The following is a 15,336-nucleotide window of genomic DNA, read 5'->3' on the forward strand; positions in this document are numbered from 1 at the left end:
GCTATTGTCCCTCCGCGAACAAGGTGGATGCCTGGCCCCACTGGTCGTCGAACACCAGGTCGGCCAGGGCCTCGCGGCGGGCCCAGTTCTCTTCCTCCAGCATGGGCCGGTCGTAGAACTGGGCCACCGGCCCCAGGCACAGCAGGCCCACCGGCTCGGCGCCTGCGGGCAGGCCCAACACCTCGGCCACGGTGAGCGGGTCGAAGATCGACACCCAGCCCATGCCCAGGCCCTCGGCGCGCGCAGCGAGCCACAGGTTCTGGATGGCGCAGGAGGTGGAGGCCAGGTCCATCTGCGGCAGGGTGCGGCGGCCGAAGATGTGCTTTTCGCGCCCATCGGGCAACACCACGGCCAACAGCTCGGCGGCGTCCAGCAGGCCCTGCACCTTCAGGCGCATGAAGTCGTCCTCGCGCTCGCCCATGGCCTGGGCGGTGCGGATGCGCTCCACCTCTACCACCGTGTGCAGTTGCTGGCGCAGCGCTGGCGCCGAGACACGGATGAAGCGCCAGGGCTGCATGAAGCCCACGCTGGGGCCGTGGTGTGCGGCCAGCAAGAGGCGGCGCAGCAGCTCGGGCGCGACCTCGCCGCCATTGAAGTGGCGCATGTCACGGCGCTCGTAGATGGCGCGGTAGACGGCTTGGCGCTCGGGCGCGCTGAAGGCGTGGTCGTTCATTCTGTTCACTCTAGTTTTGGTAGCGCAACCCATTGATTGGCGATGCGGTGGACGGCGATACGTCCGTCAAAAACATCTTCCAGCGCGCGGTGGCTGGCGGCGTCACCACAGGCGCCCTGGTGCAGCACCCGGCCCTGGGCCAGCACCAGCATGTCGTCGGCCTGCAAGGCCATGGACACCTCATGCAGCACGCTGACCACGGTATGGCCGCGCGCCACCAGCGCACGCACCAGCAGCAGCCAATCGGTCTGGTGCGGCGGGTCCAGGTTGGCCAGGGGTTCGTCCATCAACAGCACGGGTGCCTGCACCGCCAGGGCCCGTGCCAGCAGCACGCGCTGGCGCTCGCCGCCGGACAACTGGCCCAGGCTGCGGGCGCGCCAGTCCCAGGCCTGGGTGGCGCGCAGGGCCTGCTCTACGGCGGCATGGTCGGCGGCACTGGGTGCGGCCAGCCAGGGCTGGTGCGGCAGGCGGCCGAGCATGGCCACGTCCCATACCGTCAAATCGTCTGCACTGGCTTCGCCCTGCCCTAGCCAGGCCAACTGCTGTGCGCGCTGGCGGCCCGATAAGGCGGCCAAGGGCTGGCCCAGCAGCTCGACGCGGCCGGTGCAGGGCAGCAAGCCGGCCAGCACCTTGAGCAAAGTGGATTTGCCGGCGCCGTTGGGGCCGACGATGCTGGTCCAGCGGCCTGCGCCCAGCGCCAGGTCAACGCCATGCAATACAGGCATATTTCCAAGGCTAGCGCAGATTCCATTTGCGTAGATAGCTATATTATTCATAGCACACCCGCGGTACGCTTGTGCATGCGCCAGAGCAGATAGCAACCGCCCAGTGCGGCCGTCAACACGCCCACCGGCAGCTCTTGAGGCGCGGTCAGCCAGCGTGCCAGGATGTCGGCCGCCATCAGCAGCACACCGCCGGTCAGGCTGGACAAAATCATCCAGCGGCCATGCGTGGTGGGCACCAGAGAGTGCGCCAGGTGCGGCGCCACCAGGCCGACGAAGGCGATCATGCCGCTCTGCGCCACGGCCGTGCCGGTGGCCAGTGCCAGCACCGCAATCAACGCGGCCCGCATCTGTAGCAGCGGCAGGCCCAGGCTGCGCGCGGTGGCCTCGCCCAGGCTCAGGCCGTCCAGCACCGGCGCCAGCACCCAGGCCACCAACAGGCACAGCGCCCACACGCCGGCCATCAGCACGCAGGCGCTCCAGCCTATGAAGCCGGTGGTGCCCAGGTTGAAGCCCACGCTGGCGCTCAAGATCTCGGGCGCGGCCTGCAGCACCAGGTCTTTGGCGGCGCCCAGCACCACGCCGACGATCACGCCAGCAAGCAGCAGGCGCAGTGTGTGCTGCACGCCACGCGCCAGCACCAGGGTCAGCAGCACGCCACCCACCGCGCCGGCGAAGGCCGCGCCCGTCAGCCCGAGGCGCACCAGCCAGGCGGTAGCGGCCGGCGACACGCCCAGCAGCGCCAGGGCCACGGCAATCGCCAGCGAAGCCCCGGACGCACTGCCCAGCAGATACGGGTCGGCCAGCGGATTGCGAAACAGCCCCTGGGCCACAGCACCAGCCAATGCAAACAAGGCCCCCGCCAGCCAGGCGCCCAAGGTGCGCGGCAGGCGGATGTCCCACAAGATCTGCAGCGCCACCGGGTCATGGCGCGCGGCCAGCAGGCTGTCCAGACCGGTGCTACCAATGCTGGCGCCGACCAGCAACAAGGCCAGGGACAACAGCAGCAATGCCGCTCCCGTGGGCCAAGCTTTACGCAGGTGCACGGGGCCTGTCAAGGCGCTTTGTCCTGCAGGCAAGCGGCCATGGTGCGGGCCGCCTCGGCCATGCGCGGGCCGGGGCGCACCAGGGTGTCCGACTGCTCGGGCGTGAAGACGCAAACGCGCTTTTCACGGATGGCGCGTATGCCCGCCCAGCCGGGGCGCTGCGCCATATTCAACGCGTTGCGGTCGCCCACCATGATCAGGTCCGGGTTGGCGCGCACCACGAATTCGGGGTTCAGTTTGGGGAATGGCCCCAGCGCGGCCGGCACCACGTTTTGCGCGCCCAGGCGGGCCAGGGTTTCACCGATGAAGGAGGCAGTGCCAGCGGCATAGGGCGCCGCATTCACCTCGAAATACACCCGCGTGTTCTTGACCCGGGCGGGCAACGACTGCGCAGCAGCGGCCACGCCGGCATCGATGTTGCGCCAGATGCGGGCGGCATCGGGCACCTCCAGCAGCAGGCCCAGCTTGTCCAGCACGCGGCGTACATCGGCCGAGGTTTTCGGCTCCAGCGCCACCACCTTCAGGCCCAGCGCTTCCAGCCGCGCACTGGCGCGCGAGGCGGTGGCCAGCACCACCACGTCGGGCCGCAGGGCGACGATGGCCTCGATATTCGGGTCCAACCCGCCACCCACCTGCGGCAGGCCGCGCACGCTGGCCGGGTAGTTGGAATAGCGGTCCACACCCACCAGGCGCTGGCACTGGTCCAGCGCACAAACGCTTTCGGTCAAGGACGGCAGCAGGCTGACGATGCGCTGCGGCGCCTGGCTGAACTGCACCAGCGTGCCTCGGTCGTCGGTAAGCTGCAGCGCCTGGGCTGGCAGAGCTAGGCATAGCAGCAGCCACAGAAACAGATCGGGCAGCTTCAAGCAGCACCCTTCAGGCTCAGGGGCAAACCAGCGGCCATCAAGGTGACCCGCTGGCAGCGCTGCGCCACCTGCTGGTTCAGACTGCCCAACGCATCCACGAAGGCGCGCACCTCGCGCCCCAGCGGAATCACGCCCAGGCCGATCTCGTTGCCCACCAGCACCAGCGGGCCGGGTGCCTGCGTGATTGCTTCCAAAAATATAGCTACTGGCGCTGGTACTTCCTGCGCTGCAGGCCTTTTTTCTTCAAAGTCTGGCGGCATCAGCAAGTTCGTCAACCAGAGCGTTAGACAGTCCACCACCACCAGGGTGTCGGCTCGGCTGTGCTGAGCTATGGCCTCGCCCAGGCGCAGCGGCTCCTCCACCGTGGCCATGCCGGGCACGCGCTCGGCCCGGTCGCTTTGGTGGCGGGCAATGCGCACACGCATTTCGTCGTCCCAGGGCTGGGCGGTGGCGATGAAAACAGCGCGGTGTGCGGGCGATGCGGCCAGCCAGTCGGCGGCCAGTTGTTCGGCCCGGCGCGACTTGCCACTTTTCTGGCCGCCGAGTATGAGTTCACTGCGAAAGGTGTGGACGGGCATGGTCCTGGATAAGCTGGTGCGTGGAAACAGAGGATGGAAGCTGTGGTCTGCAGACCGCAGGCCCGGGCTAGCCAGCGCGTGAACCATGCTGCGCGTGGCGGGTCTATGATTTTACGCGCGCCGCAGCGCACCACTACAATCACAGAGCTTATGGCCTCCCCCACCCAAATTGAACACATTGCTGAACGCACCGAGCGCCTGCTGCTGCGTTACCGCGAGCTGCAACGCACCAACCAATTGCTGACCGAACAGGTCAACAGCCTGGCCCAGGAACGCGACTCGCTGAAGTCCCGCCTGGGCGCAGCGCGTGCCCGCATCGACGCCCTGCTGGAACGCCTGCCAGAAATCAGCAGCCCGCCAGCCGTGCGCGCAGCCCCCCGCAAGGACCAGCCATGAAGCAAGTGGAAGTACAGATCCTGGGCCAAAGTTACCGCCTGGGTTGCCCCGAGGACGGTGAAGCCCGTTTGCTGGATGCGGTGAAGATGGTGGACACAGCCATGTGCGCCATCCGCGATGGTGGCAAGATCAAGGCACGCGACCGCATTGCCGTGCTGGCCGCGCTGAACCTGGCGTTCGACCTGTCCGACCGCAACAACCCGGCCGCCGCACCGCTCAGCCCCCGCGCCGAAGCCGCAGAGGACGGCGACCCCGCGCTGGCAGCCCTCATCACCAAGCTCGACCTGGCCCTGGGCGACGACGGGCAATTGCTCTAGAACTTTACTTCCGGTACGTTGGCGCTGCGCTGAATCGCCTAGAATCGGGTTGTCTGCGATGTATGCTGGGCTTTATATTTCCTTGAACCAATGCTCTATGAGCCCGGGCCTGGAATATCCCCTGGGGAGCGTGATCATCTCGCGTTAGATGAACCCAACTTCAGGGTGACCTAGCCCACCTGAACCCCGGTTCAGGATGCCGGTCCGGTGACATTCGCAGACACCCTCTACCCTGCGTCGCCCCTTTCATCGGGCCTCGGCAAACCTTCCGACCGCATCGTCGATCACGCTGTCGAGATCGCCACTCGGCACCGCCGCCGAATACAAAAACCCCTGGTACTGCTCACAACGCAAGCCCTGCAGTACCTGGCGCTGGGCTATGGTTTCCACACCCTCCGCGATGATGGTGAGCTTAAGCGCACGGCCCATCTGGATGATGGCGCTGACGATAGCCAGATCGCTTTCGTCCGACGGCAGCCCGCGGATGAATGAGCGGTCGATCTTGAGTTTGTGGATGGGAAACTTCTTCAGATACGCCAGGCTGGAATAGCCGGTACCGAAATCGTCAATCGACAGCACCACGCCCAGCGCAGCCAGCGCCTGCAGACGCGCAAAAGCCTCTTCCGCGTCCTGCACCAAAATGGACTCGGTAAGCTCCAGGTCCAGCAGCCGAGGGTCCAGCCCAAATTGGTGCAAAACACCGGCCACCCGCTCCACAAAATCGGCCTGCTGGAACTGCAAAGCCGAGACATTCACCGATACAGTGCGCGCCGTTCCCGCGCGCTGCCAGACCGCAGCCTGGCGCACGGCCTCGGTCAGCACCCAGGAGCCAATCGTGGTGATGTAGCCAGACTCTTCGGCCAGCGGAATGAAGTGAGCCGGCGACACCTGGCCCAGTTCGGGGTCGAACCAGCGTATCAAGGCCTCCACCCCCAGCACCTCGCCATCGCCCAGGTTGACCTGGGGCTGGTAGTACAGCTGCAGATGGCCAGCATCCAGCGCCAGGCGCAGGCGGTGCTCCATCTTCATGCGCGACAGCAGGGCCACATTCATCTGCGGTTGGTAGAAGCGGAAATGGCCACGCCCTCGCTCCTTGGCACGGTTCATGGCGGTGTCTGCCGCCTTGATCATGTCGTCCAGGTTTTGCCCATCAGAAGGGTACATGGCCACGCCGATGCTGCAACCCACCGAAAAGTCCATGTCGTCCATATGGAAGGGTTCGGTCATGCTTTCCAGCACCCGCTCGGCCACCATCTTTGCGCCTTCCGAATCGGCCTGGTGCAGGTACATGACGAACTCGTCCCCGCCCAGGCGGCACAGCGTATCGACCTGGCGCAGGCAGGCCGCCATGCGGCGTCCGACCTCGACCAGCACCCGGTCGCCAAACAAATGGCCCAAGGAGTCATTGATGTTCTTGAAGCGGTCCAGGTCCAGAATGAGGATGGCGAATTCGCCTCCATCGCGCTCCGCCAGGCGCAGCGCAAAGTCCACCCGCTGAGACAGCATCAGACGGTTTGGCAAGCCGGTCAGCACATCCGTATAGGCCAACTGCTCGATGCGCTGGTGGTTGGCCTTCTTTTCGGTCAAGTCCTTGAAGAAACCTATGCTCTGCACGATCTGCCCCTGGGCGTCACGCACGGCAATCCAGGACAGGTGAACAGTACAGACGCTGTCATCACCCCGGGTATGCAGGGCCTCGCCATCCCAGTGGCCGTCACGCTGCCAGCCGCCCTGGATGCGCGAGAACAAGGCAGTGCCGCTGGTATCCCGAAAAAGGTCTGGAATGTAGCGACCCAGCAATTGCGATTCCAGGCAGCGGCTCAAGCGCATGCACACCGGATTGATGGCCACCACATGGTGCTGCGCATCGGCGATGAAAATCGCGTCCAGGCTGGCCTCGAAGACCTTGCCCGCCAGCTGCAGCTTGGCCTCGGACTCGACGCGATCGGTGATATCGCGAAACGAATACACCCGCCCGATGGCTCGGCCCTGGCTCATTTGCGGCCGGGTCACGCGCTCCAGCACGCGGCCGTTGCGCAGCAAGACGATGTCTGTTCCCTGGTAGAGCGGTGTCGCAACAATGTGCTCCATGCGCCGGCGGTATACCGCGGCGTTGTGCACGGACTCTGACATATGCGCGTACAAGGCCTGGCTATTGCGCCCCTGTAAAAGCGCGTGTGGTGCAGCCCACAACTCCGAAAAGCGCTGGTTGCACACTGTGACCACACCATTCAGGTTGCAGGCCAATATGCCGTCCACCGTGGACTCCAGCGTGGCTTGCATCTCGGCCAGCACCAGTTCCAGCTGGCCCTCAACCTGGCGCAGCGGCCCCAGATCACGCAGTCCCACCACGTAGACAGAGCTGCCATCCGGCAACAGCACCGGGTTGACAGAGCGCTCCACCGATCGGCTGTTGCCATTACCGCAGCGCAACGTGGTTTCGGAGCGTATACGCTGTGAACCACCCTGCTCTAATTCGCTCCAGAAAAAAACATCTTCCAGCGCCGCCAGGAACACCGTGACCTGCTGGCCTACCACCTGTTGCCGCAACATGCCCAGCAAATCCAGCGCGGCGACGTTGACTTCCATCACGGCGTAATTTGCACCCGACACAATCCACACGGCTTCTGGCAAGCCCTCGATCAGCGTCCCCAACACGGAAGCCGTCATGTGTCGCTACCTGGCCTCTCGTAATGGGGCATCTGCTCGAAGTAGTACGCTACCCGCTGACGCGGAGACAGATAGTCCTGCACCGCGCGCGGCAGCTGCGACGGCTTCAGGCTGCGGCGAATGCCCATCTCGGGCGCATGTTCCAGATTGACGATCAGCGCTTCGTCGCGCGGCACACTGGCATCAAAAACAATCACACTGGGTTTCAGCGGCCGGCTGGAATTGACCGACACCACCATGGCATAGCCGTCGTTCACCAGCTGCACCACCGAACCCGGTGGATACACACCCATCATGCGCACGAAAGCGCCCAGGGTAACCGCGTCGAAACGCGACTTCATCTGCGCAAAAATCAGGGACAAGGCCTCGTGCGGCGTCAGCGCATTCACCAGCCTGGGTGGGTTGCACAGATTGTCATAACGGTTGACCAGGGCCAGTATCTTGCCCATGTCCGACATGTTTGCGCCCACCAGGCCCGATGGAAAACCGCTGCCGTCGGCCAGTTCGTGGTGTTGCGACATGGCGCGCAAAACATCCTCCGATGCCCCCATGCGCCGCGCCAATACCAGGCTCAGGTCCACATGCTCCTGGTAGGCCTGCAGTTCGGACGCTGAAAACCCCGGATCTGCGGAGCGCAGGCGATCAGGCATCTGGATCTTGCCAAGATCGTGCAGCAGCCCGGCCAGGCCCAGGTCGGCCAGCGCCGCAGATGGCAGGCCCAATGCTTTGCCCAGCAGCATGGAAATCACCATCACATTTACGGGGTGCACGGCACTGCGTTCACCCATGGCCTCGGACAACAGGCGGATGGCAGACTCGCTCTCGGCCAGCAAGTCCTGCACACAGCGCCCCACCAGCGCCCGGCTTTCGTCATGCAGCTGTACAGGCCGCTGGGCGACCTGTTCGGTCAAACGTCGGTATTGTTGCGTGGCCTCGCCAAACCGCCGTTCGCACAAGGCCAGACTGCGCCGCTGCGCCTCCAGACGCTCACGACGCAGATCACGTACACGGTCTTGCCCACTTGAGTGCAACGGGGCTACCGGCTCATGTTCCGGCTTAAAAAGCCCCGACGGATCGGACACAGGCTCATGCTGAGGCCCATCAGGCACCTCGGGAACCTCGTCGCTCTGGTCGGGGAAATAACGAACGCGGCTCAGACCCAAGGAAAGAATCGTCTTGATCTGGTCGTCCGAAGTAATCTTGAAACTACCCTTGGGAAAGGGGTGGTCCATCCAGCCTAGCTCCAGCTGGATAAACATGCCGTGGCGCAGCTGCGCGACATCAATCCATTTGGCGACGCGTTCTCCCATGGTCTTATGTGGCTACAGCTAAAAGTGGCATCGTTTAATTATGCAGCCTAGGGGTGACATTTTGTTACCAGGCGTGAAATAGTTCCTTGAAACCGACATCCCCTCGCCCCCCCCTGTTATCGGTTGCGGATTTGCGCAAATTCATAGAGCAGAACCCTAGGAACAGCACCACAGCGTCCAAAAAACTCTAACGAATGCTACCAATTAAATAGCAAAAGATGTAACGAAAATAAGCGGTAAAGGCCGTCTTAATCCGTCCTACGCCGGCGCCCCAGCCACCACCATGCGCCGGCACCGCCCAAGATCATCGGCACGCACAACCATTGGCCCATGCTCATACCCAGAGAGAGTAAGCCCAGGAAAGCATCTGGCTCGCGGAAAAACTCTGCAATAAAACGGAACACCCCGTAGCCAAACAGGAAGGCGGCCGCCACCTGGCCCTGTGCACGCTCCTTGCGCGCATACAACCACAGCAGAATGAACAGCAGCAGGCCCTCCATCAGGAACTGGTAGACCTGCGAGGGATGGCGTGGCAGCGGGCCGCCGTCGCGGAACACCATGCCCCAGGGCAGATCGGGTGAACTCAGCCGCCCCCAGAGTTCACCATTGATGAAATTACCCACCCGGCCCGCGGCCAGGCCGGTGGGAACGCAAGGCGCCACAAAGTCAGCCACCTGCCAAAACGGCCGTTTGCGCGAATGGGCAAACCAGACCATGGACGCAATCACGCCCAACAGGCCACCGTGGAAGGACATGCCGCCCTGCCAGACGTACAAAATCTCCAGCGGGTGGCTCAAGTAAAAGTCGGGCTTGTAAAACAGGCAGTAGCCAATGCGCCCACCCAGCACCACACCCATCACGCCCAGAAACAAAATGTCCTCCACGTCCTTGCTGGCCCAGGCACCAGGACCCTGGATATGGACAAAGGGCGGATGCCGCAAGCGGCGCGTACCCAAAAACATGAACAAGGCAAACGCGGCCAGATAGGTCAGTCCATACCAATGGACAGCCAGGGGCCCGAGTTGCAGGGCGATGGGGTTGATTTGGGGGTGGATCAGCATGGCGGCTATTTTGCATGCAGCCATGTTGCCGGCCGGTAAAGCCAGGAGCCCGGTTTGAAATTACATGAAAAATATGCCTCTGACGCAGATAACAACTGCGCAAGCAGCTATCAAAGATATAGCTATCCTAAACAGCACCCTGCCCCACAAACTCCACAAACCGCTCAAGCGACGGGCCGGCCCCCTGCTCCGCCCAGACCAGACTGGTTTCGCAGCCCGGCACACCAACCGCATCAGCCAGCGCCCGGTACACCACCCCCGGCCGCTGGAACTGGGTCACGCTCTGCGGCACCCACGCCAGGCCCAAGCCGGCGGACACCAGGTTTACGATGGTCTGCATCTGTATTGCCTCTTGCGCCACCTCGGGCAGGCGCCCGGCGGCGTGGTACACGCCAAAGATCGCGTCATATAAAGAAGGCACGATGCGGCGCGGGAAGATCACCAGGGCTTGGTCCAGCACGTCGGCCAGAGCCAAGCTGGGTTGCGCGGCCAGGGCATGCTGCTCGGGCAGAGCCAGCACCAGCGCCTCGCGGCTGACCACCTGGCGTGCCAGGCCAGGCGGCACAAAGCCGGGCGCGTGCAGCATAAAGCCCGCATCCAGCTCGCCACGCGTAAACGCCTCCAGCTGCACGTCACCCGTGGCTTCGACCAGTTCCATTTGCACCTTGGGGTACAACGCCCGAAAGCCGCGCACCCATTGGGGTAGCAGGGCAAAGCCCACCGTGGACACAAAAGCCAGCCGCAAGCGCCCCAGCTCGCCCGCCGCCGCCGCCCGCGCGTGCTCAGGCAAAGCCTGGGCACGGGCCAGCAGATCCAGCACCTCGGGCAGCAAGGCACGGCCGGTAGCCGTCAGTTGCACGCTGCGTTTGGTGCGGTCAAACAAGCGCGCTGCAAGCCGTTTCTCCAGCTGCGCAATGGCCTGGGTCAGCGGTGGCTGGGTCATGAACAGGCGCTGCGCTGCGCGGCCAAAGTGCAGCTCCTCAGCCAGCACGGCGAACTGGTTCCACAGGCGTAGTTCAATCGTATTCATATGTACAGCATATTAATAGGCATCTAAAAATAGATTGGACCCTGGTTTTCACACGTAGCATACTCAGCGCTGCAAAAAACACCTCCCCACGCTGAAAAGAGACACCATGGAAACCAAACCCATCATCCTCAACCCCCGCTCCAAGAACATCACCGAAGGCAAGTCGCGCGCGCCCAACCGCTCCATGTACTACGCCATGGGCTACGAAGAAGGTGACTTCAAGAAGCCCATGGTGGGCGTCGCCAACGGCCACAGCACCATCACGCCGTGCAACTCCGGTCTGCAAAAGCTGGCCGATGCGGCCATCGCGGGTATTGAAGAAGCCGGCGGTAACGCCCAAGTCTTCGGCACCCCGACCATTTCCGACGGCATGGCCATGGGTACGGAAGGCATGAAGTACTCGCTGGTCAGCCGCGAAGTCATCAGCGACTGCATCGAAACCTGCGTGGGTGGTCAGTGGATGGATGGCGTGGTGGTGGTCGGTGGTTGCGACAAGAACATGCCCGGCGGTCTGATGGGCATGCTGCGCGCCAATGTGCCCGCCATCTATGTGTACGGTGGCACCATCCTGCCTGGCCGCTACAAGGGCCAGGACCTGAACATCGTCAGCGTGTTCGAAGCCGTGGGCCAGAACGCCGCCGGCAATATGAGCGACGAAGACCTGCTGGAAATCGAAAAACGCGCCATCCCCGGCACCGGCTCCTGCGGCGGCATGTACACGGCCAACACCATGTCCAGCGCCTTCGAAGCCTTGGGCATCTCGCTACCCTACTCGTCCACCATGGCCAACCCGCATGACGAGAAGATGAATTCGGCCAAGGAGTCGGCCAAGGTGCTGATCGAGGCCATCAAGAAGGATCTGAAGCCACGCGACATCGTGACCAAGAAGGCCATCGAGAACGCCGTGGCCGTGATCATGGCCACCGGCGGCTCGACCAATGCGGTGCTGCACTTCCTGGCCATCGCGCATGCGGCCGGCGTCGAATGGAGCATTGACGACTTCGAGCGCATGCGCAAGAAAGTGCCCGTCATCTGCGACCTGAAGCCCAGCGGCAAGTACCTGGCGGTAGACCTGCACCAGGCCGGTGGCATCCCACAAGTGATGAAGACGCTGCTGGCCGCCGGTCTGCTGCACGGCGACTGCATCACCATCAGCGGCCAGACCATTGCCGAAGTGCTGAAGGATGTGCCTGATGTGCCACGCGCCGACCAGGACGTGATCCGCCCGATCGACAAGCCCATGTACGCAGAAGGCCACTTAGCCATCCTGAAGGGCAACCTGTCGCCCGAAGGTGCCGTGGCCAAGATCACCGGCCTGAAGAACCCGGTCATCACCGGCCCGGCGCGCGTGTTCGACGACGAACAGTCCGCGTTGGCGGCCATTCTGGCTGGCAAGATCGTGGCTGGCGACGTGATGGTACTGCGCTACCTAGGCCCCAAGGGCGGCCCGGGCATGCCCGAGATGCTGGCCCCCACGGGTGCACTGATTGGTGCCGGCCTGGGTGAAAGCGTGGGCCTAATCACCGACGGCCGTTTCTCCGGCGGCACCTGGGGCATGGTGGTCGGCCATGTGGCACCGGAAGCGGCTGCAGGCGGCACCATTGCCTTTGTGCAAGAGGGTGACTCCATCACCATCGATGCGCACAAGCTGATCCTGGAGCTGAACGTGCCCGAGGCCGAGATCGCCAAGCGCCGCGAAGGCTGGACCCCGCCCGCGCCGCGCTACACCCGTGGCGTGCAGGCCAAGTTCGCCTTCAATGCATCCAGCGCCAGCAAGGGTGCGGTGTTGGACGCGTACTAAAAACTGGCCCCCATAAAAAAGCCCAAGGCCGCACGGCCTTGGGCTTTTTTACTTGCGCGGACAGATTCAGCGAGGCCGCTTGGGCGGCAGGCCCAGGGCGTCACGGTGCTTGTCGATACGCGCCTGCTTACGCTTGTCTTCGCGCTCCATGACCTTGCGCTTGGTACGGCCACTGGCATCGGACCATGCCCACCACAGAGCGGCCAGGGCAAACGGCGACAGTACGACCCACCAGTCCCAGCCGGCCACCGGAGCCCACTCCATATACTTCATGACCAGGGTCACTACCCCGATGAATAAGAACAACATTTTCGCCTCCTGGTACGGGCACATGCCGCAATCGACCTTGCCTACAATTTCCACCAAGCACTTTACTCCAACACCACACCAGACAATGCTACGCACACTACTCAGTTTGATGCTGGCCTGCAGCGTGGCCAGCCCGGCCCTGGCAGACCTGGCGCTGGCCACCTCCCAGAACTGCCTGGGCTGCCACTCCGTCGACAGAAAAAAGGTAGGGCCAGCATTCAAAGACATAGCCGCCAAATACCAGGCCGACAAGACCGCCGCCGACCGCCTGGCCAACACCATCCGCAAAGGCAGCGTGTGCCCATCTGGCAGTTGCAACTGGGGCCCACTACCCATGCCGGCGAATGAGCGCGTCAGCGAGGCCGATGCCAAAAAACTGGCAGCCTGGGTGCTGACACTGAAATAAGGCAACGGTTCAGCCATAAAAAAAGCCCGCAGCATGTGCGCGGGCTTTCAAGCATTTTAGGCCTCTAGCGCAGATACCACCTGCGCCAGCAGCTATATAAAATATAGCGACGTCAATTAATAGGTTTGCCCCAGCTGCCCCAGGATCGCTGGGTTCTCCAGCGTCGACGTGTCTTGCGTGACCGCTTCGCCCTTGGCCAGGTTGCGCAGCAGACGGCGCATGATTTTGCCGCTGCGGGTCTTGGGCAAGTTGTCGCCGAAGCGGATGTCCTTGGGCTTGGCGATGGGGCCAATTTCCTTGCCCACCCAGGCGCGCAGCTCGTTGGCGATCTGCTTGGCTTCATCACCCGTCGGGCAGCCGCGCTTGAGCACCACGAAGGCGCAGATGGCTTCCCCGGTCAGATCATCCGGGCGACCCACCACGGCGGCTTCGGCCACCAGGGAGGTGTGCGACACCAGGGCCGACTCAATCTCCATCGTGCCCATGCGGTGGCCGGACACGTTCAGCACGTCGTCAATACGGCCGGTGATGCGGAAGTAGCCACGGTCTGCACTGCGCACGGCGCCATCGCCGGCCAGGTAGATCTTGCCGCCCATTTCCTCGGGAAAATAACTCTTCTTGTAGCGCTCAGGGTCGTTCCAGATAGTGCGGATCATGCTGGGCCAGGGACGTTTGACCACCAGCAGGCCACCCGTGCCGTTGGGAATGTCATTACCCACCTCGTCCACGATGGCAGCCATGATGCCGGGCAACGGCAAGGTGCAGCTACCGGGCACCAATGGTGTGGCGCCGGGCATGGGCGACATCATGTGGCCACCGGTTTCGGTCTGCCAGAAGGTATCCACAATCGGGCAACGCTCGTGGCCCACATTCTTGTAGTACCACATCCAGGCCTCGGGGTTGATGGGCTCGCCAACCGAGCCGAGGATACGCAGGCTGTCCAGGTTGGAGCGGTCCGGGTGCACGGCGGGATCGGATTCGGCTGCCTTGATCAGCGAGCGGATGGCCGTAGGCGCGGTGTAGAAAATGCTGCACTTGTGGCGCTCGATCATCTGCCAGAAGCGGCCCGCATTCGGGTAGGTGGGAATGCCTTCAAAAATGATCTGCGTGGCGCCCGCCGCCAGCGGGCCGTAGGCCACATAGGTGTGGCCGGTGATCCAGCCAATGTCGGCGGTGCACCAGAACACGTCATCAGAACGCAGGTCGAAGGTCCAGTCCATGGTCAGCTTGGCCCACAGCAAGTAGCCGCCGGTACTGTGCTGCACACCCTTGGGTTTGCCGGTGGAGCCCGAGGTGTAGAGGATGAACAGCGGGTGTTCAGCCCCCACCGTCACGGGCGGGCAATCGCTGCTCTGGCCAGCAATTGCCTGGGCAAAGGTCTTGTCGCGCCCGGCCACCATATTGCAGGCCGTGGGGGTACGCTCGTACACCAGGATAGATTTCACCGACTCGCAACCGCCCTGAGCCAGACCCTCATCCACGATGGCCTTGAGCGGCAGTTCCTTGCCGCCGCGCATCTGGTAGTTGGCGGTGATGACCGCCACGGCACCCGCGTCGATGATGCGTTCGTTCAAGGCCTTGGCCGAAAAGCCACCAAACACCACGCTGTGGGTCGCGCCAATACGGGCGCAGGCTTGCATGGCGATCACACCTTCCAGCGTCATGGGCATGTAAATCAGCACACGGTCGCCTTTTTGAACGCCTTCGGCCTTCAGCGCATTCGCGAACTGGCTGACACGCGCCAGCAGCTCCTTGTAGCTGGTGTGTGTCACCTTGCCGTCATCCGCCTCGAAAATCACCGCGGTTTTGTTTTCGGTGGGCGTACCCATGTGCTTGTCCAGGCAATTGGCCGACGCGTTCAATTCGCCATCGGCAAACCACTTGTAAAACGGCGCATTGGACTCGTCCAGCGTCTGGCTGAACGGCTTGCTCCATTGCAGGTTTTCACGCGCCAAGCGACTCCAGAAGCCTTCGAAGTCCTGCTCGGCTTCGGCACACAAAGCGTTGTAGCCGGCCATACCTGAAATACGGGCCGACTGCACCATTGCGTCGCTAGGGGGGAATACACGGTTCTCGATCAACACGGATTCGATCGCAGAGCTGGAACTGGTCATGGATTTGTCTCCTCAGGGTGTAGTTGGTATGTACTGG

The 15,336-nt window shown here is 63.2% G+C and carries 15 protein-coding genes and 1 other RNA gene; 5 read left to right on the plus strand and 11 right to left on the minus strand.

Features of this window, described 5'->3' with window-relative positions:
- Position 1 precedes the first annotated feature (1 nt).
- The 5 genes from bluB to cobU are packed head-to-tail and all read right to left on the minus strand — an operon-like array spanning position 2 to position 3,885.
- Positions 2-673: a 5,6-dimethylbenzimidazole synthase gene (gene bluB, locus AC07R0_RS24380; protein ID WP_495106828.1), complete on the minus strand. Its 672-nt coding sequence runs from the start codon at positions 671-673 to the stop codon at positions 2-4.
- Between the two features lie 5 nt (positions 674-678).
- Positions 679-1,449 carry an ABC transporter ATP-binding protein gene (locus AC07R0_RS24385; protein ID WP_495106829.1) on the minus strand — a complete coding sequence of 257 codons (771 nt, stop codon included), beginning with the start codon at positions 1,447-1,449 and terminating at the stop codon, positions 679-681.
- On the minus strand, positions 1,446-2,441 hold the full coding sequence (locus AC07R0_RS24390) for a FecCD family ABC transporter permease (RefSeq protein ID WP_495106830.1): 996 nt from the start codon (positions 2,439-2,441) through the stop codon (positions 1,446-1,448). Before AC07R0_RS24390 ends, AC07R0_RS24385 begins: the two co-directional genes overlap by 4 nt.
- 8 nt (positions 2,442-2,449) lie before the next feature.
- A complete protein-coding gene (locus tag AC07R0_RS24395) occupies positions 2,450-3,307 on the minus strand; it encodes an ABC transporter substrate-binding protein (protein WP_495106831.1) in 858 nt (285 codons plus the stop codon).
- A complete protein-coding gene (gene cobU, locus AC07R0_RS24400; RefSeq protein ID WP_495106832.1) occupies positions 3,304-3,885 on the minus strand; it encodes a bifunctional adenosylcobinamide kinase/adenosylcobinamide-phosphate guanylyltransferase in 582 nt (193 codons plus the stop codon). The genes AC07R0_RS24395 and cobU overlap by 4 nt, the downstream gene beginning before the upstream one ends.
- Positions 3,886-4,035: 150 nt before the next feature.
- Between cobU and AC07R0_RS24405 the strand changes: the two genes are divergently transcribed.
- The 3 genes from AC07R0_RS24405 (at position 4,036) to ssrS (ending at position 4,825) form a co-directional block, all read left to right on the plus strand.
- Positions 4,036-4,281, plus strand: coding sequence for a DUF904 domain-containing protein (locus tag AC07R0_RS24405; protein ID WP_495076559.1), 246 nt, complete (start codon positions 4,036-4,038; stop codon positions 4,279-4,281).
- Positions 4,278-4,598 carry a cell division protein ZapA gene (locus AC07R0_RS24410; protein WP_490593883.1) on the plus strand — a complete coding sequence of 107 codons (321 nt, stop codon included), beginning with the start codon at positions 4,278-4,280 and terminating at the stop codon, positions 4,596-4,598. The genes AC07R0_RS24405 and AC07R0_RS24410 overlap by 4 nt, the downstream gene beginning before the upstream one ends.
- 47 nt (positions 4,599-4,645) lie before the next feature.
- A non-coding RNA gene (ssrS, locus tag AC07R0_RS24415) (6S RNA) lies at positions 4,646-4,825 on the plus strand.
- 19 nt (positions 4,826-4,844) lie between these two features.
- On the opposite strand, the gene AC07R0_RS24420 is transcribed toward ssrS, so the two are convergent.
- The 4 genes from AC07R0_RS24420 to AC07R0_RS24435 all read right to left on the minus strand — a co-directional run bounded on the left by AC07R0_RS24420 (position 4,845) and on the right by AC07R0_RS24435 (position 10,669).
- A complete protein-coding gene (locus tag AC07R0_RS24420; RefSeq protein WP_495106833.1) occupies positions 4,845-7,268 on the minus strand; it encodes a sensor domain-containing protein in 2,424 nt (807 codons plus the stop codon).
- Positions 7,265-8,578 (minus strand): cyclic di-GMP phosphodiesterase, encoded by a 1,314-nt coding sequence (locus tag AC07R0_RS24425; protein WP_495106834.1) that lies wholly within the window; start codon positions 8,576-8,578, stop codon positions 7,265-7,267. The genes AC07R0_RS24420 and AC07R0_RS24425 overlap by 4 nt, the downstream gene beginning before the upstream one ends.
- A 248-nt stretch (positions 8,579-8,826) precedes the next feature.
- Positions 8,827-9,639 carry a prolipoprotein diacylglyceryl transferase gene (gene lgt / locus AC07R0_RS24430; RefSeq protein WP_495076562.1) on the minus strand — a complete coding sequence of 271 codons (813 nt, stop codon included), beginning with the start codon at positions 9,637-9,639 and terminating at the stop codon, positions 8,827-8,829.
- A gap of 127 nt (positions 9,640-9,766) precedes the next feature.
- On the minus strand, positions 9,767-10,669 hold the full coding sequence (locus tag AC07R0_RS24435) for a LysR substrate-binding domain-containing protein (protein WP_495106835.1): 903 nt from the start codon (positions 10,667-10,669) through the stop codon (positions 9,767-9,769).
- A gap of 106 nt (positions 10,670-10,775) precedes the next feature.
- On the opposite strand from AC07R0_RS24435, the gene ilvD reads away from it, so the two are divergent.
- Positions 10,776-12,470, plus strand: a complete 1,695-nt coding sequence (gene ilvD / locus AC07R0_RS24440; RefSeq protein WP_495076564.1) for a dihydroxy-acid dehydratase — start codon at positions 10,776-10,778, stop codon at positions 12,468-12,470.
- 66 nt (positions 12,471-12,536) lie between these two features.
- Here ilvD and AC07R0_RS24445 read toward each other — a convergent pair whose 3' ends face one another.
- Positions 12,537-12,779, minus strand: coding sequence for a TIGR04438 family Trp-rich protein (locus AC07R0_RS24445; protein ID WP_495106836.1), 243 nt, complete (start codon positions 12,777-12,779; stop codon positions 12,537-12,539).
- Positions 12,780-12,864: 85 nt separating this feature from the next.
- On the opposite strand from AC07R0_RS24445, the gene AC07R0_RS24450 reads away from it, so the two are divergent.
- On the plus strand, positions 12,865-13,185 hold the full coding sequence (locus AC07R0_RS24450) for a c-type cytochrome (RefSeq protein WP_495106837.1): 321 nt from the start codon (positions 12,865-12,867) through the stop codon (positions 13,183-13,185).
- Positions 13,186-13,301: 116 nt separating this feature from the next.
- Here AC07R0_RS24450 and acs read toward each other — a convergent pair whose 3' ends face one another.
- Positions 13,302-15,299 (minus strand): acetate--CoA ligase, encoded by a 1,998-nt coding sequence (acs, locus tag AC07R0_RS24455; RefSeq protein ID WP_495106838.1) that lies wholly within the window; start codon positions 15,297-15,299, stop codon positions 13,302-13,304.
- Between the last annotated feature and the right edge of the window lie 37 nt (positions 15,300-15,336).

The sequence above is a fragment of the Rhodoferax sp. GW821-FHT07F03 genome (assembly GCF_059418745.1).

What these genes read in the sequence shown, in the direction of transcription:
- bluB (WP_495106828.1), bottom strand. Translation starts at nt 673, where the DNA reads ATGAACGACCACGCCTTCAGCGCGCCCGAGCGCCAAGCCGTCTACCGC.
- AC07R0_RS24385 (WP_495106829.1), bottom strand. Translation starts at nt 1,449, where the DNA reads ATGAATAATATAGCTATCTACGCAAATGGAATCTGCGCTAGCCTTGGA.
- cobU (WP_495106832.1), bottom strand. Translation starts at nt 3,885, where the DNA reads ATGCCCGTCCACACCTTTCGCAGTGAACTCATACTCGGCGGCCAGAAA.
- AC07R0_RS24405 (WP_495076559.1), top strand. Translation starts at nt 4,036, where the DNA reads ATGGCCTCCCCCACCCAAATTGAACACATTGCTGAACGCACCGAGCGC.
- AC07R0_RS24410 (WP_490593883.1), top strand. Translation starts at nt 4,278, where the DNA reads ATGAAGCAAGTGGAAGTACAGATCCTGGGCCAAAGTTACCGCCTGGGT.
- AC07R0_RS24420 (WP_495106833.1), bottom strand. Translation starts at nt 7,268, where the DNA reads ATGACGGCTTCCGTGTTGGGGACGCTGATCGAGGGCTTGCCAGAAGCC.
- AC07R0_RS24425 (WP_495106834.1), bottom strand. Translation starts at nt 8,578, where the DNA reads ATGGGAGAACGCGTCGCCAAATGGATTGATGTCGCGCAGCTGCGCCAC.
- lgt (WP_495076562.1), bottom strand. Translation starts at nt 9,639, where the DNA reads ATGCTGATCCACCCCCAAATCAACCCCATCGCCCTGCAACTCGGGCCC.
- AC07R0_RS24435 (WP_495106835.1), bottom strand. Translation starts at nt 10,669, where the DNA reads ATGAATACGATTGAACTACGCCTGTGGAACCAGTTCGCCGTGCTGGCT.
- ilvD (WP_495076564.1), top strand. Translation starts at nt 10,776, where the DNA reads ATGGAAACCAAACCCATCATCCTCAACCCCCGCTCCAAGAACATCACC.
- AC07R0_RS24445 (WP_495106836.1), bottom strand. Translation starts at nt 12,779, where the DNA reads ATGTTGTTCTTATTCATCGGGGTAGTGACCCTGGTCATGAAGTATATG.
- AC07R0_RS24450 (WP_495106837.1), top strand. Translation starts at nt 12,865, where the DNA reads ATGCTACGCACACTACTCAGTTTGATGCTGGCCTGCAGCGTGGCCAGC.
- acs (WP_495106838.1), bottom strand. Translation starts at nt 15,299, where the DNA reads ATGACCAGTTCCAGCTCTGCGATCGAATCCGTGTTGATCGAGAACCGT.